This window comes from Streptomyces ureilyticus, from assembly GCF_011045025.1.
Classification (GTDB): Bacteria; Actinomycetota; Actinomycetes; order Streptomycetales; family Streptomycetaceae; genus Streptomyces; species Streptomyces ureilyticus.
Genome location: NZ_JAAKZX010000003.1, coordinates 17,614 through 41,321 on the forward strand (window position 1 = coordinate 17,614; position 23,708 = coordinate 41,321).

General features: G+C 69.2%; 20 protein-coding genes, 1 pseudogene and 1 riboswitch. Of the genes and pseudogenes, 18 read left to right on the top strand and 3 right to left on the bottom strand.

Annotation, left to right across the window (positions count from 1 at the left end; translation table 11 throughout):
- Positions 1–261 precede the first annotated feature (261 nt).
- The 13 genes and pseudogenes from hpnC (at position 262) to G6048_RS01340 (ending at position 13,425) form a co-directional block, all read left to right on the top strand.
- Positions 262–1,164: a squalene synthase HpnC gene (gene hpnC, locus G6048_RS01285; protein ID WP_165337534.1), complete on the top strand. Its 903-nt coding sequence runs from the start codon at positions 262–264 to the stop codon at positions 1,162–1,164.
- Positions 1,161–2,111 carry a presqualene diphosphate synthase HpnD gene (gene hpnD, locus G6048_RS01290; protein WP_165337535.1) on the top strand — a complete coding sequence of 317 codons (951 nt, stop codon included), beginning with the start codon at positions 1,161–1,163 and terminating at the stop codon, positions 2,109–2,111. Before hpnC ends, hpnD begins: the two co-directional genes overlap by 4 nt.
- Positions 2,111–2,251, top strand: coding sequence for a DUF6380 family protein (locus G6048_RS51730; protein WP_408056107.1), 141 nt, complete (start codon positions 2,111–2,113; stop codon positions 2,249–2,251). Before hpnD ends, G6048_RS51730 begins: the two co-directional genes overlap by 1 nt.
- Entirely contained in the window at positions 2,248–3,666 is a 1,419-nt protein-coding gene (hpnE, locus tag G6048_RS01295; RefSeq protein ID WP_165337536.1) for a hydroxysqualene dehydroxylase HpnE, read from the top strand. The genes G6048_RS51730 and hpnE overlap by 4 nt, the downstream gene beginning before the upstream one ends.
- A 59-nt stretch (positions 3,667–3,725) precedes the next feature.
- The gene (locus G6048_RS01300) at positions 3,726–4,799 is read left to right on the top strand and encodes a polyprenyl synthetase family protein (protein WP_165337537.1); all 1,074 of its coding nucleotides are present in this window, start codon (positions 3,726–3,728) and stop codon (positions 4,797–4,799) included.
- Positions 4,800–4,918: 119 nt separating this feature from the next.
- Positions 4,919–6,925, top strand: coding sequence for a squalene--hopene cyclase (gene shc, locus G6048_RS01305; RefSeq protein ID WP_165337538.1), 2,007 nt, complete (start codon positions 4,919–4,921; stop codon positions 6,923–6,925).
- On the top strand, positions 6,925–7,566 hold the full coding sequence (locus tag G6048_RS01310; RefSeq protein WP_165337539.1) for a phosphorylase family protein: 642 nt from the start codon (positions 6,925–6,927) through the stop codon (positions 7,564–7,566). The genes shc and G6048_RS01310 overlap by 1 nt, the downstream gene beginning before the upstream one ends.
- A 5-nt stretch (positions 7,567–7,571) precedes the next feature.
- Complete coding sequence (hpnH, locus tag G6048_RS01315; RefSeq protein ID WP_033327214.1) at positions 7,572–8,594, top strand: adenosyl-hopene transferase HpnH; 1,023 nt, start codon at positions 7,572–7,574, stop codon at positions 8,592–8,594.
- A gap of 4 nt (positions 8,595–8,598) precedes the next feature.
- Positions 8,599–9,756 carry a flavodoxin-dependent (E)-4-hydroxy-3-methylbut-2-enyl-diphosphate synthase gene (gene ispG / locus G6048_RS01320; protein ID WP_165337540.1) on the top strand — a complete coding sequence of 386 codons (1,158 nt, stop codon included), beginning with the start codon at positions 8,599–8,601 and terminating at the stop codon, positions 9,754–9,756.
- 28 nt (positions 9,757–9,784) lie between these two features.
- The gene (dxs, locus tag G6048_RS01325; protein ID WP_165337541.1) at positions 9,785–11,725 is read left to right on the top strand and encodes a 1-deoxy-D-xylulose-5-phosphate synthase; all 1,941 of its coding nucleotides are present in this window, start codon (positions 9,785–9,787) and stop codon (positions 11,723–11,725) included.
- On the top strand, positions 11,722–13,128 hold the full coding sequence (locus G6048_RS01330) for an aspartate aminotransferase family protein (RefSeq protein WP_165337542.1): 1,407 nt from the start codon (positions 11,722–11,724) through the stop codon (positions 13,126–13,128). The genes dxs and G6048_RS01330 overlap by 4 nt, the downstream gene beginning before the upstream one ends.
- Positions 13,129–13,204: 76 nt before the next feature.
- Positions 13,205–13,303, top strand: a pseudogene (locus G6048_RS49130) (XRE family transcriptional regulator); the annotation flags it as partial.
- Complete coding sequence (locus tag G6048_RS01340) at positions 13,300–13,425, top strand: DUF6126 family protein (protein WP_033329364.1); 126 nt, start codon at positions 13,300–13,302, stop codon at positions 13,423–13,425. The pseudogene G6048_RS49130 and the gene G6048_RS01340, both read left to right, overlap by 4 nt.
- Before the next feature lie 39 nt (positions 13,426–13,464).
- Here G6048_RS01340 and G6048_RS01345 read toward each other — a convergent pair whose 3' ends face one another.
- Complete coding sequence (locus tag G6048_RS01345) at positions 13,465–14,262, bottom strand: tyrosine-protein phosphatase (RefSeq protein ID WP_165337543.1); 798 nt, start codon at positions 14,260–14,262, stop codon at positions 13,465–13,467.
- Between the two features lie 192 nt (positions 14,263–14,454).
- Here G6048_RS01345 and G6048_RS01350 point away from each other — a divergent pair, with 192 nt between their 5' ends.
- The 4 genes from G6048_RS01350 to G6048_RS01365 all read left to right on the top strand — a co-directional run bounded on the left by G6048_RS01350 (position 14,455) and on the right by G6048_RS01365 (position 19,776).
- Positions 14,455–16,554: an alpha-galactosidase gene (locus G6048_RS01350; protein ID WP_165337613.1), complete on the top strand. Its 2,100-nt coding sequence runs from the start codon at positions 14,455–14,457 to the stop codon at positions 16,552–16,554.
- A gap of 301 nt (positions 16,555–16,855) precedes the next feature.
- Positions 16,856–17,019, top strand: a riboswitch (cyclic di-AMP (ydaO/yuaA leader).
- 2 nt (positions 17,020–17,021) lie between these two features.
- On the top strand, positions 17,022–17,954 hold the full coding sequence (locus G6048_RS01355) for a LysM peptidoglycan-binding domain-containing M23 family metallopeptidase (protein WP_165337544.1): 933 nt from the start codon (positions 17,022–17,024) through the stop codon (positions 17,952–17,954).
- A 182-nt stretch (positions 17,955–18,136) separates the two neighbouring features.
- Positions 18,137–18,868: a DUF6250 domain-containing protein gene (locus tag G6048_RS01360; RefSeq protein ID WP_165337545.1), complete on the top strand. Its 732-nt coding sequence runs from the start codon at positions 18,137–18,139 to the stop codon at positions 18,866–18,868.
- A 122-nt stretch (positions 18,869–18,990) separates the two neighbouring features.
- Positions 18,991–19,776 carry an SGNH/GDSL hydrolase family protein gene (locus tag G6048_RS01365; RefSeq protein ID WP_165337614.1) on the top strand — a complete coding sequence of 262 codons (786 nt, stop codon included), beginning with the start codon at positions 18,991–18,993 and terminating at the stop codon, positions 19,774–19,776.
- Positions 19,777–20,002: 226 nt separating this feature from the next.
- Here the strand turns inward: G6048_RS01365 and G6048_RS01370 are convergent, their stop codons facing one another.
- Both G6048_RS01370 and G6048_RS01375 read right to left on the bottom strand, forming a co-directional pair.
- Positions 20,003–20,602 carry a TetR/AcrR family transcriptional regulator gene (locus G6048_RS01370; RefSeq protein ID WP_165337546.1) on the bottom strand — a complete coding sequence of 200 codons (600 nt, stop codon included), beginning with the start codon at positions 20,600–20,602 and terminating at the stop codon, positions 20,003–20,005.
- Positions 20,603–20,661: 59 nt separating this feature from the next.
- The gene (locus G6048_RS01375) at positions 20,662–21,855 is read right to left on the bottom strand and encodes a glutamate dehydrogenase (RefSeq protein ID WP_165337547.1); all 1,194 of its coding nucleotides are present in this window, start codon (positions 21,853–21,855) and stop codon (positions 20,662–20,664) included.
- A 327-nt stretch (positions 21,856–22,182) separates the two neighbouring features.
- On the opposite strand from G6048_RS01375, the gene G6048_RS01380 reads away from it, so the two are divergent.
- Positions 22,183–23,385, top strand: a complete 1,203-nt coding sequence (locus G6048_RS01380; RefSeq protein WP_328825645.1) for an MBL fold metallo-hydrolase — start codon at positions 22,183–22,185, stop codon at positions 23,383–23,385.
- Positions 23,386–23,708: the final 323 nt, after the last annotated feature.

The following is a 23,708-nucleotide window of genomic DNA, read 5'->3' on the forward strand; positions in this document are numbered from 1 at the left end:
TCGGTGTGTTGTTGTGATGTGCAGGACACCCAGGCGAAGCACGGAACGTTGTACAACGTAAGCTGTACCGGTGCTTATTCGCGGCAAGTAGGGCGATAATGCGCGAGACCGGCGCCCGGCGAAGGCGCGGGCGTCCGGGCGGCGTGTCCGAAATGGGCGCTTATTGGGTCGGCGGTGTAGAACGGGAGACGTGACGGCAATGGCTACGGAAACTCTCCAGCTCCGCGAAGCGTGTGCCGTCCCCGTACTAGGCAGCGAGCGGTGACGGCCGCCGGGACCGCACGCGCCCCCGGCCCGGAGCGCACCACCCTCGACAAGGCCGCGCACGAGAACTTCCCCGTGGCCCCCTTCTTCCTGCCCAGGGCCTGGCGCACCGACCTCATGGCCGTGTACGGCTTCGCCCGGCTCGTCGACGACATCGGCGACGGCGACCTCGCCCCCGGCGGCGCCGACGCCCGCCTCCTCGGTGTGGCCCCCGAGCAGGCCGAGGACCGTCTGGTCCTCCTCGACGCTTTCGAGGCCGACCTCCGCAGGGTCTTCGACGCGAGCCCGCGCCACCCGCTCCTGCGCCGCCTCCAGCCGACGGTCCGCCGCGCAGGCCTCACCCCCGAGCCGTTCCTCGGGCTGATCGCGGCCAACCGCCAGGACCAGCTCGTCAAGCGGTACGAGACGTACGACGACCTGCTCGCCTACTGCGAACTGTCCGCCAACCCGGTCGGCCGCCTCGTCCTCGCCGTCACCGGCACCTCGACACCGGAGCGGGTGCGGCTCTCCGACGCCGTCTGCACGGCACTCCAGATCGTCGAGCACCTCCAGGACGTCAGAGAGGACCTCGGCCGCGACCGCGTCTATCTGCCGGCCGAGGACATGAAACGGTTCCATGTCCAAGAGGCGGATCTCGCCCTGCCCACCGCCGGCGCATCGGTGCGCGCACTTGTCGCATTCGAAGCCGAACGCGCCCGGAACCTCCTGAATGAAGGCACCCCCCTCGTGGGTAGCGTCCACGGCAGGCTGAGGCTGCTGCTCGCCGGATTCGTGGCAGGGGGGAAGGCGGCAATCCACGCGATGCGCACCGCCGAATACGACGTTCTTCCCGGCCCGCCCAAACCCGGCACGCTCCGGCTGCTCCGCGAGGCGGGCATGACTCTGCGAGGAGAGGGGTGATCCGGACCGTGGAGTCTCCCACGCACGTGTCCGCACCGGTACTCGCCGCATACAGCTACTGCGAGGCAGTGACCGGCCAGCAGGCCCGTAACTTCGCGTACGGCATCAGACTCCTGCCGACGCACAAGCGCCGGGCCATGTCGGCGCTCTACGCGTTCTCGCGACGTGTCGACGACATCGGCGACGGCGCGCTCGCCCCCGAGGTCAAGGCGGCCCGCCTGGAGGACACCCGGGCACTGCTCGCCCGGGTCCGGGACCGCTCCGTGGCCGAGGACGACACCGACCCGGTGGCCGTCGCCCTCAGCCACACCGCGGACCACTTCCCCATTCCGCTCGGCGGCCTCGACGAACTCATCGACGGCGTTTTGATGGACGTACGCGGCGAGACCTACGAGACCTGGGACGACCTGAAGGTCTACTGCCGCTGCGTGGCCGGGGCGATCGGGCGGCTCTCGCTCGGCGTGTTCGGCACCGAACCAGGGGCGCGCGGAGTCGAGCGCGCGCCCGAGTACGCCGACACACTCGGCCTCGCGCTCCAACTCACCAATATTCTCAGGGACGTTCGCGAGGACGCCGAAGACGGGCGGACCTATCTGCCCGCGGACGATCTCGCCAAGTTCGGCTGCTCGGCCGGGTTCAAGGACACCCGGCCACCGGAGGGCTCCGACTTCGAGGGCCTGGTGCACTTCGAGGTGCGCAGGGCCCGCGCATTCTTCGCGGAGGGTTACCGGCTGCTGCCCATGCTGGACCGACGCAGCGGCGCCTGCGTCGCCGCGATGGCCGGCATCTACCGTCGCCTGCTCGAACGCATCGAGCGCGAGCCGGAAGCAGTGCTGCGCGGCCGGGTCTCACTGCCCGGACGCGAGAAGGCGTACGTCGCCGTGCGCGGCCTCTCCGGCCTCGACGCCCGGCACGTCTCCCGCCGAACCGTCAGGAGGCGCGCCTGATGGACACTCTGGGCCAAGGTGACACAACTCCCGGGAAACGGTGCGCAACCCTCCGGTCCTGGACGGCGTCCCTGACTTCAACGGCCTGCCGTGCACCGCTCCATCGCCACGGCTCGGCCGCGGGGGAGGGTGCACGATGAGCGACACCACACAGGCCGAGGGGTTCGACGCGGACTGCCATGAACGGGCCGCAGTCGTGGTCGGCGGAGGGCTCGCCGGCATCACCGCCGCGCTGGCACTCGCCGACGCGGGTGTACGCGTCACGCTGCTCGAAGGCCGGCCGCGGCTCGGCGGGCTCGCCTTCTCCTTCCAGCGCGGCGCCCTCACCGTGGACAACGGCCAGCATGTGTACCTGCGCTGCTGCACCGCATACCGCTGGTTTCTCGACCGCGTCGACGGAGCCGAACTCGCACCGCTCCAGGACCGGCTCGACGTGCCCGTACTCGACCTGGCGAAACGGGTGGGGAGCCGACTCGGCAGACTACGGCGCGACGCGCTGCCTGTACCGCTGCATCTCGGACGCAGCCTCGCCACGTACCCGCATCTCTCGCTCGCCGAGCGCGCCAAGGTCGGGCGTGCCGCGCTCGCGCTCCAGGCACTCGACCTCGCCGACCCGGCCCTCGACACCGAGGACTTCGGCAGCTGGCTGACCCGGCACGGTCAGTCGGCGCGTGCCGTCGAAGCACTGTGGGACCTCGTCGGGATCGCCACCCTCAACGCGGTGGCCGGCGACGCCTCGCTCGGGCTCGCCGCGATGGTGTTCAAGACCGGTCTGCTGTCCGACCCGGGCGCGGCCGACATCGGCTGGGCGCGCGTCCCGTTGGGTGAACTGCATGACCTGAGGGCGCGCAAGGCGCTCGACTCCGCGGGCGTCCGTACCGAACTGAGAACACGGGTCACCTCCATCTCCCAACACGGGAACGGACGTTGGAGGGTTCAGGTTCCCGGCGAGACGCTCCACGCCGACGCGGTCGTGCTCGCCGTACCCCAACGCGAAGCCCACGATCTGCTGCCCGAAGGCGCGCTCGACGCCCCCGAGCGGCTGCTCGCCATCGGCACCGCACCCATCCTCAACATCCATGTCGTGTACGACCGCAAGGTGCTCGCCAAGCCCTTCTTCGCCGCGCTCGGCACCCCCGTGCAGTGGGTCTTCGACCGGACCGAGGCATCCGGCCTCCGCGAGGGCCAGTACCTCGCGCTGTCGCAGTCGGCCGCACACGACGAGATCGACGCCCCCGTATCCGAGCTGCGCGAGCGCTACCTGCCGGAGCTGGAGCGGCTGCTGCCGGGCACGCGCGGTGCCGAGGTACGGGACTTCTTCGTGACCAGGGAGCGCACCGCGACGTTCGCTCCGACCCCCGGCGTCGGGCGGCTGCGGCCCGGCGCCCGCACCAAGGCACCCGGCCTTTGCCTGGCCGGAGCGTGGACCGCCACAGGGTGGCCCGCGACCATGGAGAGTGCGGTCCGCAGCGGCGTGAGTGCGGCCGGTGCCGCGCTGAGCGCCCTGGGCCGGCCTCGCGATCACCTCTTCGAGCTCTTCGAGGAGGCGGCGTGACGCTCGATCTGAGCGGAGCAGGCTCCCGCACCCCCCGTATCGCCAATAGAGGAGAGACTGTGCCCACTGTGCCCCCGGCATCAACGCCCGCTCGAGGGACCTCGGTGGACGTGACCGCGCTCCTGGAGCGCGGCCGGACCCTGGCCACACCGGTACTGCGGGCGGCCATCGACCGCCTGGCCCCTCCCATGGACACTGTCGCCGCCTACCACTTCGGCTGGATCGACGCCGAGGGCAACCCCGCGGACGGCGACGGCGGCAAGGCCGTACGCCCCGCGCTCGCCGTCCTGTCCGCGCAGGCCGCCGGAGCCGCCCCCGAGGTGGGCGTACCGGGTGCGGTCGCCGTTGAACTGGTGCACAACTTCTCGCTCCTGCACGACGACCTGATGGACGGCGACGAACAGCGCCGGCACCGCGACACCGTGTGGAAGGTGCACGGCCCCGCCCAGGCCATCCTCGTCGGCGACGCCCTGTTCGCGCTGGCCAACGAGATCCTCCTGGAACTCGGCACGGCCGAGGCGGGCCGCGCCACCCGCCGCCTCACCACCGCCACGCGCGCGTTGATCGACGGCCAGGCGCAGGACATCTCCTACGAGCACCGCGAGCGGGTCACCGTCGAGGAGTGCCTGGAGATGGAGGGCAACAAGACGGGCGCCCTGCTCGCCTGCGCCTGCTCCATCGGCGCGGTGCTCGGCGGCGCCGACGACCACACGGCCGACACGCTGGAGAAGTACGGCTACCACCTCGGCCTCGCCTTCCAGGCCGTGGACGATCTGCTGGGCATCTGGGGCGACCCGGAGGCCACCGGCAAGCGGCCCTGGAGCGATCTGCGCCAGCGCAAGAAGTCCCTGCCGGTCGTGGCCGCTCTCGCGGCGGGCGGACCGTCCTCCGAGCGGCTCGGCGAGCTGCTCGCCGAGGACGCCAAGGCCAGCGACTTCGAGAACTTCTCCGAGGAGGAGTTCGCCACGCGCGCCGCGCTCATCGAGGAGGCGGGCGGCCGCGAATGGACCGCTCAGGAGGCCCGCCGCCAGCACACGACCGCCATCGACGCCCTGGACTCGATCTCGATGCCGGACCGGGTACGGGCCGAGCTGGTGGCGCTCGCCGACTTCGTCGTCGTACGAAAGAGATGATCACTATCGGTCGAATAGCCCTCGCGTAGTCGCCGGCCGGTGTCGCGGGAACACGAACACCGGCCGACGGCGGACCCACAGCAGAACGCACCGATTGCACACTGCACGAAGGGGAAGCCATGACAGCGACGACCGACGGAAGCACTGGGGCGCTGCCGCCCCGGGCAGCCTCGGCCAGCGAAACCCGTATGACGACTCCCGTGGCGGCCGGGAGTTCCGACGCATCGGATGCCGCCCAGCGCGCGATACAGCGCGCCACCGATTTCCTGCTCACCACGCAGGACGCCCAGGGCTGGTGGAAGGGCGACCTCGAGACGAACGTCACGATGGACGCCGAGGACCTGCTGCTCCGCCAGTTCCTGGGCATCCTCGACGAGAAGACCGCGCATGCCGCCGGGCTGTTCATCCGTGGCGAGCAGCGCGAGGACGGCACCTGGGCCACGTTCTACGGCGGGCCCGGCGAACTCTCCACCACCATCGAGGCGTATGTAGCGCTGCGGCTGGCCGGTGACAGCCCGGACGCGGCGCACATGGCGAAGGCCTCGGCATGGATCCGTGAGCAGGGCGGCATCGCCTCCGCTCGGGTCTTCACACGGATCTGGCTGGCCCTGTTCGGCTGGTGGAAGTGGGACGACCTGCCCGAACTCCCGCCGGAGCTCATCTACTTCCCCAAGTGGATGCCGCTGAACATCTACGACTTCGGGTGCTGGGCCCGGCAGACCATCGTGCCCCTCACCATCGTCTCGGCGAAGCGCCCGGTACGGCCCGCGCCGTTCCCGCTCGACGAACTGCACACCGACCCGGCCACCCCGAACCCCGCCAAGCCCCTTGCTCCGGCGGCCAGTTGGGGCGGCGTCTTCCAGCGGCTCGACAAGGCGCTGCACGGCTACCGGAAGGTCGCCTCGCGCCGGCTGCGCAAGGCCGCCATGAACAGTGCCGCCCGCTGGATCATCGAGCGGCAGGAGAACGACGGCTGCTGGGGAGGCATCCAGCCGCCCGCCGTGTACTCGGTCATCGCGCTGCGTCTGCTCGGCTACGACCTCCAACACCCCGTCATGCGGGCCGGTTTGGAGTCCCTGGACCGCTTCGCCGTCTGGCGCGAGGACGGCGCCCGGATGATCGAGGCCTGCCAGTCACCGGTGTGGGACACCTGCCTCGCGACCATCGCACTCGCCGACGCGGGACTGCCCGCCGACCATCCCCAGCTGGTGAAGGCCGTGGACTGGATGCTCGGCGAGGAGATCGTCCGGCCCGGCGACTGGGCCGTACGCCGACCCCAACTGCCGCCTGGCGGCTGGGCGTTCGAGTTCCACAACGACAACTACCCCGACATCGACGATACCGCCGAGGTCGTCCTCGCGCTGCGCCGCGTCAAGCACCCCGACCCGGCTCGCGTCGAGAAGGCCATCGGGCGCGGGGTGCGCTGGAACCTCGGCATGCAGTCGAAGAACGGCGCGTGGGGCGCCTTCGACGTCGACAACACCAGCTCCTTCCCCAACCGGCTGCCGTTCTGCGACTTCGGCGAGGTCATCGACCCGCCGTCCGCCGATGTCACCGCGCACGTCGTGGAGATGCTCGCCGTCGAGGGGCTGTCCCACGATCCCCGCACCCGGCGGGGCATCGAGTGGCTGCTCGCCGAACAGGAGGCGGACGGCTCCTGGTTCGGCCGCTGGGGCGTCAACTACGTATACGGCACAGGGTCGGTGGTGCCCGCGCTGGTCGCCGCCGGACTGCCCGGCTCGCATCCGGCGATCCGCCGGGCCGTCGCCTGGCTGGAGACGGTGCAGAACGACGACGGCGGCTGGGGCGAGGACCTGCGCTCGTACAAGTACGTCAAGGAATGGAGCGGCCGGGGCGCCTCCACCGCCTCGCAGACCGCCTGGGCGCTGCTCGCGCTGCTCGCGGCGGGGGAGCGGGAGTCCAAGGCCGTGGAGCGCGGGATCGCCTGGCTGGCCCAGACCCAGCGGGAGGACGGCACCTGGGACGAGCCGTACTTCACCGGCACTGGCTTCCCGTGGGACTTCTCGATCAACTACCACCTCTACCGGCAGGTCTTCCCGCTGACCGCACTCGGCCGGTACGTCCACGGCGAGCCGTTCACCGGCCCCCAGGCGAAGGGGAGTTGATGGCCACGACACCTGCCGCCGCCCCGCTGCTGATTGCCTGCGCGCTCGGCATCGAACGCCTTGCCCTGCGCGGCGGCGGGCGCGGCGGTGCGGACGGTCCGGTCACCGTGCTGCGTACCGGCATGGGGCCCCTGGCCGCCGACCGGGCGATCAACCGGGCGCTCGCCGGTCCGGCGCTGAGGGACGCGGCCGTCCTGGCCACGGGCTTCTGCGCCGGACTCGCGCCCGGCATGCACCCCGGTGACCTAGTCGTCGCCGAGGAGACCCGGGACGCGCGAGGCCGCACCCCATGCGTGGGCACCGATCTGCTCGTCAAGGAACTGGTGCGTGCCGTGCCCGGGCGCACCGTACACACCGGACCGCTCACCGGCTCCGACCACGTCGTCCGCGGACACGAACGGTCGGAACTGCTCAGGACCGGCGCAATCGCGGTCGACATGGAGTCGGCGGCCACACTCCACGGCGCCGTCCGCGCGGGCGCGCGCCCGGTTGCGGCCGTCCGGGTGGTCGTGGACGCTCCAGAACATGAACTCGTCCGGATCGGCACGGTGCGCGGTGGAATATCGGCTTTCCGCGTACTTAGTGCTGTCCTTCCCGCTTTCGTCGAATGGCACCGTTCTTTGCTGCTCCCCAGGAGGTGAGCCAGATGGCCATGCCACTCCGCCAGACCATCAAGGTCGCGACGTATCTCTTTGAACAGAAGCTTCGCAAGCGGGACAAGTTTCCGCTGATCGTCGAGCTGGAACCGCTGTACGCCTGCAATCTGAAGTGCGAGGGCTGCGGCAAGATCCAGCACCCGGCCGGAGTGCTCAAGCAGCGCATGCCGGTGGCGCAGGCCGTGGGGGCGGTGCTCGAATCCGGTGCTCCGATGGTGTCCATCGCCGGCGGCGAACCCCTGATGCACCCGCACATCGACGAGATCGTGCGGCAGCTGGTGGCCAGGAAGAAGTACGTCTTCCTGTGCACCAACGCCATGCTGCTGCGCAAGAAGATGGACAAGTTCAAGCCTTCGCCGTTCTTCGCGTTCGCCGTGCACATCGACGGTCTGCGCGAGCGGCACGACGAGTCCGTCGCGAAGGAGGGTGTGTTCGACGAGGCCGTGGCGGCCATCAAGGAGGCCAAGAAGCGCGGCTTCCGGGTCACCACCAACTCGACCTTCTTCAACACCGACACCCCGCAGACCATCATCGAGGTGCTCAACTTCCTCAACGACGACCTGAAGGTCGACGAGATGATGATCTCGCCCGCGTACGCCTACGAGAAGGCGCCCGACCAGGAGCACTTCCTCGGCGTCGAGCAGACCCGCGAACTGTTCAAGAAGGCCTTCGCGGGCGGCAACCGGCTGCGCTGGCGGCTCAACCACTCGCCCCTGTTCCTCGACTTCCTCGAGGGCAAGGTCGACTTCCCGTGCACGGCGTGGGCGATCCCCAACTACTCGCTGTTCGGCTGGCAGAAGCCCTGCTATCTGATGGCCGACGGGTACGTCACGACGTACAAGCAACTCATCGAGGACACCGACTGGGACGCCTACGGCCGGGGCAAGGACCCGCGCTGCGCCAACTGCATGGCGCACTGCGGCTACGAGCCGACCGCCGTCATGGCCACCATGGGCTCCCTCAAGGAGTCGCTGCGGGCCGCCCGCGAGACCGTCTCCGGAAACCGCGGGTGATGCCATGACCGCCATTTCCCTGGGGGTCCCCGAGTTGCCGGTCCGACCGATCGCGAAGCGCCGTGTCTCGCGGCAGATCCAGGTCGGGCCGGTGGCGGTCGGGGGCGGGGCGCCGGTGTCCGTGCAGTCGATGACGACGACGCGTACGTCGGACATCGGGGCCACGTTGCAGCAGATCGCCGAGCTGACGGCGTCGGGCTGCCAGATCGTGCGGGTGGCCTGTCCGACGCAGGATGACGCGGACGCGCTGGCGACGATCGCGCGGAAGTCGCAGATCCCGGTGATCGCGGACATTCATTTCCAGCCGAAGTACGTGTTCGCCGCGATCGAGGCGGGCTGTGCGGCGGTGCGGGTCAATCCCGGCAACATCAAGCAGTTCGACGACAAGGTCAAGGAGATCGCGCGGGCCGCCAAGGACCATGGCACGCCGATCCGGATCGGGGTCAACGCCGGCTCGCTGGATCGGCGGCTGCTGCAGAAGTACGGCAGGGCGACGCCCGAGGCGCTGGTGGAGTCGGCGCTGTGGGAGGCCTCGCTGTTCGAGGAGCACGACTTCCGGGACATCAAGATCTCGGTGAAGCACAACGATCCGGTGGTGATGGTCAACGCGTACCGGCAGCTGGCCGCCCAGTGCGACTACCCGCTGCACCTGGGTGTGACGGAGGCCGGCCCCGCCTTCCAGGGCACCATCAAGTCGGCGGTCGCCTTCGGGGCGTTGCTGAGCGAAGGGATCGGCGACACCATCCGGGTGTCGTTGAGCGCCCCGCCCGCGGAGGAGTGCAAGGTCGGCATCCAGATCCTGGAGTCGCTGGGGCTGCGGGAGCGACGCCTGGAGATCGTCTCGTGTCCGTCATGCGGCCGGGCCCAGGTAGACGTCTACAAGCTCGCCGACGAGGTCACAGCCGGCCTGGAGGGGATGGAGGTCCCGTTGCGCGTCGCGGTCATGGGCTGTGTGGTGAACGGGCCGGGCGAGGCGAGGGAAGCGGACCTGGGCGTCGCCTCCGGCAACGGCAAGGGGCAGATCTTCGTGAAGGGCGAGGTCATCAAGACGGTGCCCGAGTCGAAGATCGTGGAGACCCTGATCGACGAGGCGATGAAGATCGCCGAGCAGATGCAGAAGGACGGCGTCGCGTCGGGGGATCCGGCCGTCACCGTGAGTTGAACAGCACGGACCGAGAGGGGGCCCTAGCGTGACGATTCTGGAGACGATCCGGGGACCACGCGACCTGAAGGCGCTGTCCGAGGCGGATATCAATCAACTGGCGGACGAGATCCGGGAGTTCCTGGTGCACGCGGTCTCCAGGACCGGCGGGCATCTCGGGCCCAATCTGGGGGTGGTGGAACTCTCCATCGCACTCCACCGGGTCTTCGAGTCGCCGGTCGACCGCATCGTGTGGGACACCGGCCATCAGAGCTACGTACACAAGTTGTTGACTGGACGTCAGGATTTCTCCAAGCTGCGCGGCAAGGGCGGCCTGTCCGGCTACCCCTCGCGCGAGGAGTCCGAGCACGACATCGTCGAGAACAGCCACGCCTCCACCGCGCTCGGCTGGGCCGACGGTCTCGCCAAGGCCCGCCAGGTGCAAGGGGAGAAGGGCCATGTCGTCGCGGTCATCGGGGACGGCGCCCTCACCGGCGGCATGGCGTGGGAGGCGCTGAACAACATCGCCGCCGCCAAGGACCGGCCGCTGATCATCGTCGTCAACGACAACGAGCGCTCGTACTCGCCGACCATAGGGGGCCTCGCCAACCATCTCGCGACGCTGCGGACCACCGACAGCTACGAGAAGGTGCTGGCCTGGGGCAAGGACGTACTGCTGAACACGCCCATCATCGGGAACACGGTCTACGAATCGCTGCACGGCGCGAAGAAGGGCTTTAAGGACGCGTTCGCGCCGCAGGGCATGTTCGAGGACTTGGGACTGAAGTACGTCGGGCCGATCGACGGGCACGACGTGGGCGCGGTGGAGTCGGCGCTGCGGCGCGCGAAGCGGTTCCACGGGCCCGTACTAATCCACTGCCTCACCGAGAAGGGGCGCGGTTACGAACCCGCGCTCGCCCACGAGGAGGACCACTTCCACACGGTCGGCGTGATGGACCCGCTCACCTGCGAGCCGCTGTCGCCCTCCAACGGACCTGCCTGGACTTCGGTGTTCGGCGACGAGATCGTACGGATCGGCGAGGAGCGCGAGGACGTCGTGGCGATCACGGCGGCCATGCTGCACCCGGTGGGCCTGGCGAAGTTCGCGGAGCGGTTCCCCGACCGGGTGTGGGACGTCGGCATCGCCGAGCAGCACGCCGCGGTGTCGGCGGCCGGGCTGGCGACGGGCGGGCTGCATCCGGTCGTCGCGGTGTACGCGACCTTCCTCAACCGTGCCTTCGACCAGCTGCTGATGGATGTCGCGCTGCACCGCTGCGGCGTGACCTTCGTACTCGACCGGGCCGGAGTCACCGGAGTTGACGGCCCGTCGCACAACGGCATGTGGGACATGTCCATCCTGCAGGTCGTGCCGGGGCTGAGGATCGCCGCGCCGCGTGACGCCGACCAACTGCGGGCCCAGCTGCGGGAGGCGGTGGCCGTGGACGACGCTCCGACGATGATCCGCTTCCCCAAGGAGTCGGTGGGGCCGTCGATCGAGGCGGTCGACCGGGTGGGTGGGCTGGACGTCCTGCACCGGGGCGAGAGGCCCGAAGTACTCCTGGTCGCCGTCGGTGTGATGGCGCCGGTGTGTCTCCAGGCGGCCGAGCTGCTGGAAGCGCGGGGCGTCAACTGCACGGTGGTGGACCCGCGTTGGGTCAAGCCCGTCGATCCCGCACTGCCGCCGCTCGCGGCCGAGCACCGCCTGGTCGCCGTCGTCGAGGACAACAGCCGGGCCGCCGGCGTGGGCGCGGCGGTCGCCCTCGCACTGGGCGATGCCGAAGTCGACGTACCCGTACGGCGGTTCGGTATTCCGGAGCAGTTCCTCGCGCACGCCAAGCGCGGGGAGGTGCTGGCCGACATCGGCCTCACTCCCGTCGAGATCGCGGGACGGATCAGCGCGGGTCTGGCCACCCGAGAGGCGAGCCGGGACGGCTCGGAGACCGAACTCGCCGCCGTCAAGGTGCACGTGTCCAAGGAGAAACAGGCATGACCGCGGAAACCCCTTCGCAGTCCGGGGACTTCGACCTCGGCAAACTACTCGCCGGGCGTGCGGCCGAGCGCTACGAACTGCACGCCCGGCACCTCAACCACCAGCTTCCGCGCATGCTGCACACCATCGGCTTCGACAAGTACTACGAACGGGCCGAGGGCGCGTACTTCTGGGACGCGGAGGGCAACGACTACCTGGACATGCTCGCCGGGTTCGGGGTGATGGGCCTGGGACGTCATCACCCCGTCGTCCGCAAGGCGCTGCACGACGTCCTCGACGCCTCGCTCGCCGACCTCACCCGCTTCGACTGCCAGCCCCTCCCTGGTCTCCTTGCCGAACAACTCCTCACCCACAGCCCGCACTTGGACCGGGTGTTCTTCGGGAACAGCGGTACGGAAGCGGTCGAGACGGCGCTGAAGTTCGCGCGGTACGCGACCGGGAAACCGCGCGTTCTCTACTGCGCGCACGCCTTCCACGGGCTGACCACCGGCTCGCTGTCCGTGAACGGCGAGTCCGGGTTCCGCGACGGCTTCGCACCGCTGCTGCCCGACACCGCGGTGCCGCTCGGCGATCTGGACGTACTGGAAAGGGAGTTGAGGAAGGGGGACGTCGCCGCTCTGATCGTCGAGCCGATCCAGGGCAAGGGCGTGCACGAGTCGCCGCCCGGATATCTGCGTGCCGCCCAGGAGTTGCTGCACCGGCACAAGGCGCTGCTCATCGCCGACGAGGTGCAGACCGGGCTCGGACGAACCGGAGACTTCTACGCCTACCAGCACGAAACCGGCGTCGAGCCCGACCTGGTGTGTGTGGCCAAGGCACTGTCCGGCGGCTATGTGCCCGTGGGCGCGACCCTCGGCAAGGACTGGATCTTCAAAAAGGTCTACTCCTCGATGGACCGCGTCCTCGTGCACTCCGCGAGCTTCGGCGCCAACGCACAGGCCATGGCGGCCGGCCTCGCTGTGCTCTCCGTGCTGGAGAACGAGAAGATCGTCGCGAACGCCCGCGCCATGGGCGAGGAGTTGAAGTCCCGGCTCGCCGCGCTCGTGGACAAGTACGAGCTGCTCAGTGAGGTACGCGGCCGGGGGCTGATGATCGGCATCGAGTTCGGCAGGCCCAAGTCCCTGAAGCTGCGCAGCCGTTGGACCATGCTGCAGGCGGCGCGCAAGGGACTGTTCGCGCAGATGGTGGTCGTACCGCTGCTCCAGCGGCATCGGATCCTCACGCAGGTCTCGGGCGATCACCTGGAGGTGATAAAGCTGATTCCGCCACTGATCATCGGCGAACGGGACGTGGACCGCTTCGTGGACGCCTTCACCGACGTGATGGACGACGCCCACAACGGCGGCGGCCTGATGTGGGACTTCGGCAAGACGCTGGTGAAGCAGGCGGTGGCCAACCGGTAGGGGGCGCGCGCCTCCGGTGCTTTTCGGTCTTTGCCTCAGAGGCAAGAGATTTACCGGTGAGGCAAAGCTCCGGCTGGACCGGGACGGCGCCGAACTGCTCTTCGTGCACACCCTGTTGCAGAGCCCTACGGCAGCGCTGTGCCTCGGTCCGACGACTCCTGGAGCGACTTCATGAGGGACATGGAAGAGAAGTTCCCGCGTGCTCTGTGGGTGCGGCTCATCATCTATGTGGCCGTCGGGCACCTCTTCGCGGCCTTCATCTACTTGCTGTTCACGCTCGGCGCGCAGAACCAGTAGGCGTCGGGGCGGCAGACGGAGGGTCAGTCTGCCGGGAGGTCAGTCGAGGAAGCGCTCCCGGAGCCGCTCCCGTGTCTTCGGGGTCACGCCAAGGCCCTGCTCCAGGTAGCTGTCGACGTCGCCCCAGGTCTCCTCGATCGTGTCGAACGCTGCCGCGAGGTACTCGGCGCGTGCGTCGAAGAGCGGGCTGAGCAGTTCCATCACCTCGGGGGAGTACACCGAGGCCGCGGAGCCGCTGCGGCGCACTTTGTAGCGGCGATGGGGGGCGTTCGACTTCAGGTAGTCCGCCTCGATGGCCTCGCGCTCGACGCCGAGGGCGAGGAGCGTTATCGCTATGGACAGGCCTGCGCGGTCCTTGCCCGCCGCGCAGTGCATCAGCGCGGGCACGCTGTCCTCGGCCATCGCGTGCAGTACGTGGGAGTGCTCGGCCGTGCGCCCCTTGATGATCGAGCGGTACGACACGATCATCCGGTTCGCCGCCTTGCCGTCGGCGAGGATCGCGCGCAGCTGGTCCAGATCGCCGTCGCGGACCATCGTCCAGAACTCGGCGCCGTGTGCCGGATCGGTCAGCGGCAGGTTCACATTCCGTACGCCCGGCAGCTCGACGTCCTCCCCCTCCAGCTTCTTGTCCGCGTCATTGCGGAAGTCGAAGATCGTGTGCAGGCCCAGCGAGGCGAGGAACGCGGCATCCTCCTCGGTCGCGTGCGCGAGATGGCCGCTGCGGAACAGCAGTCCGGGCGCCACGCGTTGGCCGTCCTCGGTCGGCAGGCCGCCCACATCGCGGAAGTTGCGCACTCCGGTCAGCTCGGGCTCGGTCGACGGGACCTGCTGCGTCACGAGGGCTCCTCCCAGTTGGCGGCCGACGCTGTTGTCGGCGGGGCGCGCTCTCGACGATACGACATGGATTCGTAGGCCAATCAGTTGTCCACAGCCGGGGGCGGTGTGTTGTCCACAGGTGGTGCCGGCGAGGTGCGAGCGCCTGCGATGATGTTGTGCTTGAGCGAGCTTGTTCGGATCTGTGAGGACTTGATGGTGGAGATCGGCAAAGACGGTCGTACGTGGCTGCTTTCGGGGCCCACGAGCAGTTATGCCCTGCGGCTCACGGACCAGGACGAGCTGCTGCATCTGCACTGGGGGCCGCGCATCGACCTGGCGGACGCCGAGGCGCTGGCCGCAGCTCCCGGGCCGAAGTACTGGCCCTTCGAGTCCCCGCTCGACGGGCACGAGGAGTACCCGGTCGAGGGCGGCCCCCGCTTCGTACGGCCGGCGCTGTCCGTGCGGACGGACGAGCGGCGCGGCACTGAGTGGCGCTTCGAGGCGTACGAAGTGGATGAATCCGATGAATCGGACGAGGTCGAACTGCGGCTGCGGTTCTCCGACTCCGGGCTGGGCATCACGCTGCACTACCGGATGCGTCCCGCCGCCGACGTCGTCGAGCGCTGGGTGACCCTCGCCAACGAAGGGCCCGTCCTGGAGGTCCTGCGCGCCGACTCCGCCACCTGGACGCTGCCGGAGCGCGAGGGTTGGCGGCTGTCGCAGCTGCACGGGCGCTGGGCGGCCGAGTCCCAGCTCGTACGAACGGACCTCACCTACGGTGAGAAGGTCATCGGCAGCCGGCGCGGGCACACCGGGCACCAGCATCTGCCCTGGGTCGCACTGGACGTCGAGGGCGCGGCGTCCGAGGAGCACGGCGAGGTCTACGGGTGCGCACTCGCCTGGTCCGGTTCATGGCGGATCGCCGTGGCCCAACTCCCGGACGCGCGCGTGCAGATCACCGGCGGCGCCGGGTACGACGAATCCGGCCTGGTGCGGCTGGAGCCGGGGGAGAGCTTTGTCACCCCGGTCTTCGCGGGGCTGTGGAGCGATGGCGGCTTCGGCGGGGCGAGTCGGGCCTGGCACGCGTACCAGCGGGCGTATGTGATCCCGGACGCGGACCAGGACCGGCCCGTGCTCTACAACTCCTGGGAAGCCACGGAGTTCGACATCTCCGAGGAACAGCAGCGGACGCTCGCCCGGCGGGCCGCGGCGATGGGCGTGGAGCTCTTCGTGGTCGACGACGGCTGGTTCGGAAAGCGCACCAGCGACCGGGCCGGGCTCGGGGACTGGACACCCAACCCCGACCGCTTCCCGGCCGGGCTCAAGCCCCTCGCCGACGACGTGCGCGCCCTGGGCATGCAGTTCGGGATCTGGGTCGAGCCGGAAATGGTCAATGCGGACAGCGAGTTGTATCGAGCGCATCCCGAATGGATTCAGTACCAACCGGGACGAAAGAAGACAGAGCTCCGCAATCAGCTCGTACTGAACGTCGCGCGCGAAGACGTCCAGGAGTACCTGTGGGAGCAGCTTCACGGGCTGCTCTCCAGTGCCCCGATCGACTATGTGAAGTGGGACTTCAACCGCTGCTTCACGGACGCCGGCTGGCCCGGAGAGGCGTATCCGCAGCGGCTGTGGGTGGACCATGTGCACGCCCTGTACGGCCTGTTGGACCGGCTGCGGGCCGCGCACCCGGGGGTCGCCTTCGAGTCCTGCTCCGGCGGTGGCGGCCGGATCGACCTCGGCGTCATGGCGCGTACGGACCAGGTGTGGACCTCGGACAACACCGATCCGCTCGACCGGCTCGCCATCCAGCACGGTTTCAGTCAGGTCCACCCGGCGCGGGCCATGGCTGCCTGGGTCACCGACAGCCCCAACAAGCAGCTCAACGGGCGCGTGAGTTCGCTGCGCTTCCGCTTTGTGAGCTCCATGGCCGGAGTGCTCGGGGTCGGTGGCGACCTGACCGAGTGGAGTGACGAGGAGCTCGCCGAGGCACGGGACTGGGTGGCGCTCTACAAGGAGATCCGGCCCGTCGTGAGCCGCGGCGACCTCTACCGGCTGCGGGCACCGCAGGGCGGGCTGAGTGCCGTGCAGTACGTCCATGAGGACCAGGCCGTCGTTCTGGCCTGGCTCCAGGCTCAGCACTACGGCGAGCCCGTGTCGCCCGTACGACTGCAGGGGCTCGATCCGGCAGAGACGTACGAATGCCTCGAAACGGGCGAAGTGTACAGAGGTGCCGTGTTGGTGCATCACGGATTGCGCACCGGTCTGCGCGGGGACCTTGATGCGGCAGTTTTCCGCCTGCGTCGCATCTGAGAGTTGTGTCCGTATTGGAGTGCCTTCATTCCAACTCGCTCTGGAATGGGTACTCCTGAATCCGTGATGCGTGAGCAGCGTCATATTCGTGACGGTCCGCTGTCGCCATGTTCACGTAATTCAAGCGCGTTTACAGGGGATTTCAGGAAGGCAGAAGACCGGTGATTCACGGAGCGTGACGGCTATTTCGGTCAAGGATCAAGAGAATGGGGCACATAGGCAACCCAAAGCTTGTACCTGCGCGTCTTAGTCGCTTACGTTCACGACCAATCCGGGCGGACGCCTAATCCTGCCGCCGCCTGGAATCCGCACACCGATCCGTACACGGCAGGAGCGGGGGACCCACAGGTACAGCGCCTGTTCCGGTCTCCGGAACCGGCTTGGGGTAAAGCCGCGCGAATGCGTGGCCGGGCATCTCCAGCTCGCACCCGACAGCTCACCTCGCAGGCGCCGGAGAGGAATTCGCCATGCCCGCGAAGGGTAAGCACCGCCGCCCGAAGTCCGCGCGTTTCACCCGCTCGATCGCCGTTGCCTCAACCGGTGGCGCCGCGCTCGCACTGCCACTGCTGGGGGCGGCCGGCGCACATGCGGCTACTCCGCAGAGCGCGCCCGCGTCCGTTTCCGACAAGGCCGAATCCGTTTCCCAGAAGGCTGTTGAGTCCGCTCCGGTCGCCGCGCAGAAGAAGGCCGCGACCAGGACGTATGAAGTAAAGGCAGGCGATTACCTTTCGAGGATCGCCGACGAACAGGATGTCAGCGGTGGCTGGAAGAAGCTCTACGCCGACAACCGCGAGGTCGTCGGCGGTGACCCGGGACTCATCCACCCGGGGCTGAAGCTGACGATCGGCAAGAAGGCCGCAGCACCTTCCGGTGCCAACGAGGCCAAGGCTCCCCAGGCGGCCAAGGCCCCCCAGACGCCCGCGAAGAAGGCTTCCCAGGCACCCGCGAAGGAGGCCGAGCCCGCCAAGGCCGCTGAGGCGCCCAGCAGTTCGAGCGGCTTCACCATGCCGGTCGACGGTGCGACCGTCAGCACCCCGTACCGGATGTCGGGTGGCATGTGGTCCAGCGGCTACCACACCGGTGTCGACTTCGCCGCCGCGACCGGCACTTCGCTCAAGGCCGTGGGCGCGGGCACCGTCGTCTCCGCCGGCTGGGGCGGCGCGTACGGCAACCAGGTCGTCATCCAGCTCAGCGACGGCCACTACGCCCAGTACGCCCACCTTTCGTCCCTTTCCGTCTCGCAGGGGCAGTCCGTGACCGCGGGTCAGCAGATCGGTCTTTCCGGAGCGACCGGCAACGTCACCGGCCCGCACCTGCACTTCGAGATCCGCACCACGCCGGACTACGGCTCGGACGTGGACCCGATGGCGTTCCTGCGCTCGCACGGCGTCTCTGTCTGACGTCACCTGAGGGCCGCCGCGGGCGGCTTGCGTCTCCCTCTCGCGCCGAAGGCCGGACCCCTGATCCCCGGGTCCGGCCTTCGGCTTGTTCACGGCTCGACAGACGTGGCGGGCTGCCGCCAGCATCTGCGGGGCAAGCGCTTTCTATCCGCCTGCCCTGACGCCAGCCAAGGAGACGCTTCATGACGACCCGCAGAGCCTTCGGAGCCCTGGCGGCCGGTGCCGCCCTCGCGGCCCTCGCGCCCGCGCACACAGCGAGCGCACATGCCGCGAGCGCGTCGGCGCGCCACCGCCGGGGACGGCTCATCGCCCGCGACGACTTCCGGCACGGACTGGGGCAGTGGGCAACGGAGTTGCAGGACGGCGGCAGGGTCACCGTGTCCCGTGGGATCATGGAGATCGATGTGCCGAGCGGCGCCACGGTCTGGTTCAAGCGGAAGCTCGCGGGGCCGTACGTCATCGAGTACACGGCCACACCGGTCTCCGCGGGCGGAGTCAACGACCGGGTGTCGGATCTCAACAACTTCTGGAACGCCGTCGACGTCCGCTCCCCGGACGACCTCTTCGCCACCCAACGCGGCGGCGCCCTCGACGAGTACGACTACCTCAAGACGTACTACTCGGGCTACGGCGCGAACTACAACACGACCACACGGCTGCGCCGTTACGTGGGCCAGGCAGGTGTCCGCCCGCTGATCCACGACTACACCGAGCCCCTGCTCGTGGCGAACCGGCCCCACCGCGTCCGGATCGTCTCGCACGGCTCAACCGTCCAGTGGTGGAACAACGGGCGGCTCGTCTTCGACTACGCCGACCAGGAGCCGTACACGAGCGGGCACTTCGCGTTCCGGACCGTGTGGAGCCATTTCCGGATCGCCGACTTCCGGGTGTGGGCGCTCCGTATTCCGAGTTGACCGGGACTTTACGCGTGGCTTATCTCACCGTCCGTCAACCCTTTCCTACGGTCGCGTAGCTCACATCGAAAGGTGAATCATGGGTCGATGTGGCAGACGATTCGAAGAATGACAACAGATCAGTGATCGGGTCGTACGTGGCGGTGGGGGACAGCTTCACCGAAGGCGTCGGCGACCCCGGCCCCGACGGGGCGTTCGTCGGCTGGGCCGACCGGTTCGCGGTACTGCTTGCCGACCAGTGCGCTGAGGGCGACTTCGACTACACGAACCTTGCCGTGCGGGGGAGGCTGCTCGACCAGATCGTCGAGGACCAGCTTGCGCGGGCCATGGACTTGGCGCCGGACCTGGTTTCCCTTTCCGCGGGTGGTAACGACATCCTTCGGCCGGGGACCGATCCCGACGAGGTCGCTGCTCGCTTTGAGCGGGCCGTTGCCGAACTCGCGTCGGCTGTCGGCACGGTGCTGGTGACGACCGGCTTCGACACCCGGGGAGTGCCGGTGCTCAAGCACTTGCGGGGCAAGATCGCTACGTACAACGGGCATGTGCGGGCGATTGCCGATCGGTACGGGTGTCCTGTACTCGATCTGTGGTCGCTGAAGACCATTCAGGATCGGCGGGCCTGGGACGGCGATCGGCTGCATCTGTCGCCGGAGGGGCACACGCGGGTTGCGCTGCGCGCCGGGCAGGTTATTGGGCTGTCGGTGCCTGCGGATCCGGAGCAGCCGTGGCCGCCGTTGCCGCCTCGCGGCACGCTTGAGGTGCGGCGGGATGACATTCACTGGGCTCGGGAGTATCTGGTGCCGTGGATTGGGCGGAGGCTTCGGGGGGAGTCGTCGGGGGATCGGGTGGTGGCGAAGGGGAGTTTGTCGCCGGACGACATCAAGTCGCGCATGCGGTCGGCTATTTGAGGGTTCCTTTTCCTCAGCCCCGCCTCTTCCCGAAACTGGGGGCTGCGCCCCCAGGCCCCCATACCTCCGGCTGGTGGGCGCCTTCGGCGGGTGGGGTGCCTACCGGGATGGGGGTGACACGTTGTGTCGCGGCCACGCACCTAAGGGGCGCGGGGCTGTGACATTTGCGGCTCCGCCGCGGGGCGCGACTAGCCACAACGAACCCGCGCTGTACGTGGAACCGAACTCACCACCCCTGAAGGCCCAGTTCGTGGGCCAAGGCCTCGTCCGCCCACTGCTGTGTCCGAGTGCGGGACACCGCCCCGTCGTATGCCGTCACCTGGACGGCCAGGCCGTCCAGGAGTGCGGTGAGGCGCAGGGCCGTGTCCATGGGGGACGGGCAGTGGAACTCGTCGGCAGCCACCCCCTCCGCGATGACCTCGGCGAGCGCGGCCTTCCACTGGCGGTCGAGGTCGCGCGTGACGTCCCGTAGCGCGGGGTCGCGCAGGGCCGCTGACCAGCCCTCGATCCACAGGCGCCAGCCCTTGGCCTGGCCTGTCGGGGCGTACCAGCGAACGGCCGATCGGAGGCGGCGCAGCGCCGTCGTGCGGCGAGCGAGGAGCTTGCGCAGATGGGCAAGGTCGCCCTCGGCCGCGTAGGCGAACGCGGCGGCGACCAGCTTCTCCTTCGTCGAGAAGTGGTACAGCACCAGCGCGTTGCTCACCCCGAGCGCGGCGGCCACGTCGGCGATCCGTACCGCCGCCACGCCCCGCGCCTCGATCTGCTCGACCGCGGCCCGCAGCAATTCCTCCCGCCGCTCCTGAACGCTCAACCGAACCCTGGCCACGCCGCAACCCTACACACGAGGTCGGACAGGCATCCGATGTCGCCGATGCCAGCCGAATGTCACTGGTACCAGCCGAACCGCTCGGAAATCAGCGGCAGTCGGTCCGCGACGATCGCGTGCGCGGCCGCCCGCGGTGTCGTGCTGTCGGCCTCCGCGCGCGTCAGCGTCTGGTCGACCAGCGCCCGCATGGAGCGTCGCGTGTACGCGAACGCCTCGTCCGCGTCGGCACCGATGTCGCCGAACAGTGTCCACCACCACCAGGCGTTGGTCCCGGAGTTGACGACGACATCCGGCAGGACGGTGACACCGCGCGCGGTGAGCATTTCCTCCGCCTCGGGCAGTACGGGCATGTTCGCGGCCTCGACGATCCAACGGGCCGTGATCCGGGCCTGGTTGACGGTGTCGATCGTGTAGGAGACCGCTGCCGGCACCAGCACCTCGGCCTCGGTGGACAACCAGGCGTCGTCGTCCGGCAGTTCGCGGTCGGCGGGGCGCAGCGCCGAGCGGTCGACCGTTCCGTACGCGTCCCGGGCGGCGAGCAGTGCGTCGATGTCGAGTCCCGCCGGGTTGGCGATCGTTCCCTTCACGTCGGCGACGGCCACGACGGTGAGGCCCGCGCGCGCGAGGAAACGGGCCGTGGCCCCGCCCATGGTCCCCAGACCCTGCACGGCGACGCGCGTCCCCGGGTACGCCACCCCGGCCCGGTCCAGCGCCGCGAGCACCGACTCGGCGACCCCGCAGCCGCCGACCAACTCGTCGAGCCCTATGCCGTCCACCTCGACCGCGAAGGCGTCCGCCAGCCGGCGCCGGGCCGCAGCCTCGTCGTCGAGCAGCGGATACACGGCCTGAACCGACGACACGAGGCCCGCCTCCGCCGCGGCCCGGTCGACGAGGTCCTGAGTGAGGCCCAGGTCCTCCCCGGTGGTCCAGAAGTTCTCGATGTACGGACGCATGGCGCGCAGATAGCGCACGAGCACCCCGTACGCCTCGGGGTCCTGGGGATCGCAGTCGATGCCGCCCTTCGCGCCGCCCAGCGGGATGTAGCGGCTCTGGGGGTTGTAGTGCAGCGCCTCCTTCATGGTCATGCCGCGCGCGAGGCCGGCGACCTCGTCCAGCGTGCAGCCCGCCCGCATCCGCAGCCCGCCGCTGGAGACTCCGCGCACCAGTCGGTCCACGACCAGGTGCCCCTGGCGTCCGGTGACGTGGTCGGTCCAGGTGAGCGTCATCAAGGGACTGCTGTCCGGAGCTGTCATGGGGTCTCCTGTGGAACGGGGAATCGGGAACAGGGGGCAAGCAGGGAACAGGGAACGGAGTCGAAACGTTTGACCAGCCGTGGGACCGGGAGCCCAGAGTGTCCCGGTGCCGGTCGGGGCCTGCCGTTACTAAATGGACAGTCAGTATCGCAGGGGTTGAGTTGCGGCGCTGTCAACGTGCTGAACGGATCTTCAGTACGAGCGCACGTCGTACGTGGTGGACGGCGCCGTGTCCGGCGCGGACACCGCCCCGTCATACGCCCGACCCGGCGCTGTCAGAGGCGGCGACCATAATGAGATGTCAGACCGACTCCACCTGGAGGTGCCGTGACCGGTTCCCGTCCCCTGAGCTCCGGGCTCCGTGCTCTGCGGCCCGCCGCCTTCGGCGCGGATCCGAGTGGTGAGCGCATGGAACGCATCCGCAGATCGCCGAACTACGCGGACGGCGTCTTCCGGAATCCGGAGGGTGCCCCCCGGCCCGACGGTGCCATGCGCGAGTTCGCGAAGGCCTTCTTCCGCAAGGAAGAGCGGGTGCGCCGTGCCCCGGCGGGGACGGTGCCGGTGCACGCCACGACCCTCGCCGACCTCGCCAGGCCCCCGGCCCACGGACTGCGGCTGACGTGGATGGGGCACTCCAGCGTGCTCGCCGAGATCGACGGCCACCGGGTGCTCTTCGACCCCGTCTGGGGCGAGCGCTGCTCCCCGTTCGCCTTCGCCGGGCCCAAGCGGCTGCACCCCGTGCCCCTGCCGCTGGCGGCGCTCGGTCCGGTCGACGTGGTCGTCATCTCGCACGATCACTACGACCACCTCGACCTGCCCACGATCAAAGCCCTGGCCGATACGGACACGGTGTTCGCGGTGCCCCTCGGCGTCGGCGCCCACCTGGAGCACTGGGGCGTCTCCACGGACCGGCTACGCGAGCTGGACTGGAACGAGACGGCCAAGCTCGGCGGTATCTCCCTGACCGCCACGCCCGCCCGCCACTTCTGCGGGCGCGGCCTGCGCAACACCCAGCACACCCTCTGGGCCTCGTGGGCTGTCGCCGGTGATGAGCACCGGATCTATCACAGCGGTGACACCGGTTACTTCACCGGATTCAAGGACATCGGCGCCGAGCACGGTCCCTTCGACGCCACGATGATCCAGATCGGTGCCTATTCCGAGTTCTGGCCCGACATCCACATGACGCCCGAGGACGGCATGCGCGCCCACCTCGACCTCCAGGGCGGGCGGCCCAGCGGAGTGATGCTGCCGATCCACTGGGCGACCTTCAACCTGGCGGCGCACCCGTGGGCCGAGCCGGGCGAGGGCACGATCACCGCCGCCCACGCGGCCGGTGCGCGGATCGCGCTGCCCCGCCCCGGCGAGCCCTTCGAGCCCACGGCCGAGACCGTGCCGTCCGAGCCCTGGTGGCGCGGCGTGGCGCTCACGCCGGCCGGTGGCTGGCCTGTCCTGAAAAAGACGGTCGTCGATACGCCGGGTGACTCCGCGGAGGACACCGGAGAGCCGGAGACCGTCCCGGCCGGGTGACCGGGACGTAAGCGCAGAACGTCGGCGAGGGCCGAGGGGCAAAACTGCTCCTCGGCCCTCGCCCTTTGTGCTGACCGGTTCTGACCAGGTCTGATCGATCCGATCGCGCACGGGAATGTGCGTACGAGGGGCTAATCGGTCTGTCGTACGAACGCTCATACCAGAGCGGGACGATGCCCGCCGGACTTTGTCAACTGCCCACCGAGTGTGATGCGCTGGCGACTACTGTGAGTGGCCGCCGAGCGACGCAGGGCCGGTTTTTTGGCATGCGCGAACGGCACCGCGATGGCGCATGCCCGACTCGCAGATCCGCGGGAGCCGCC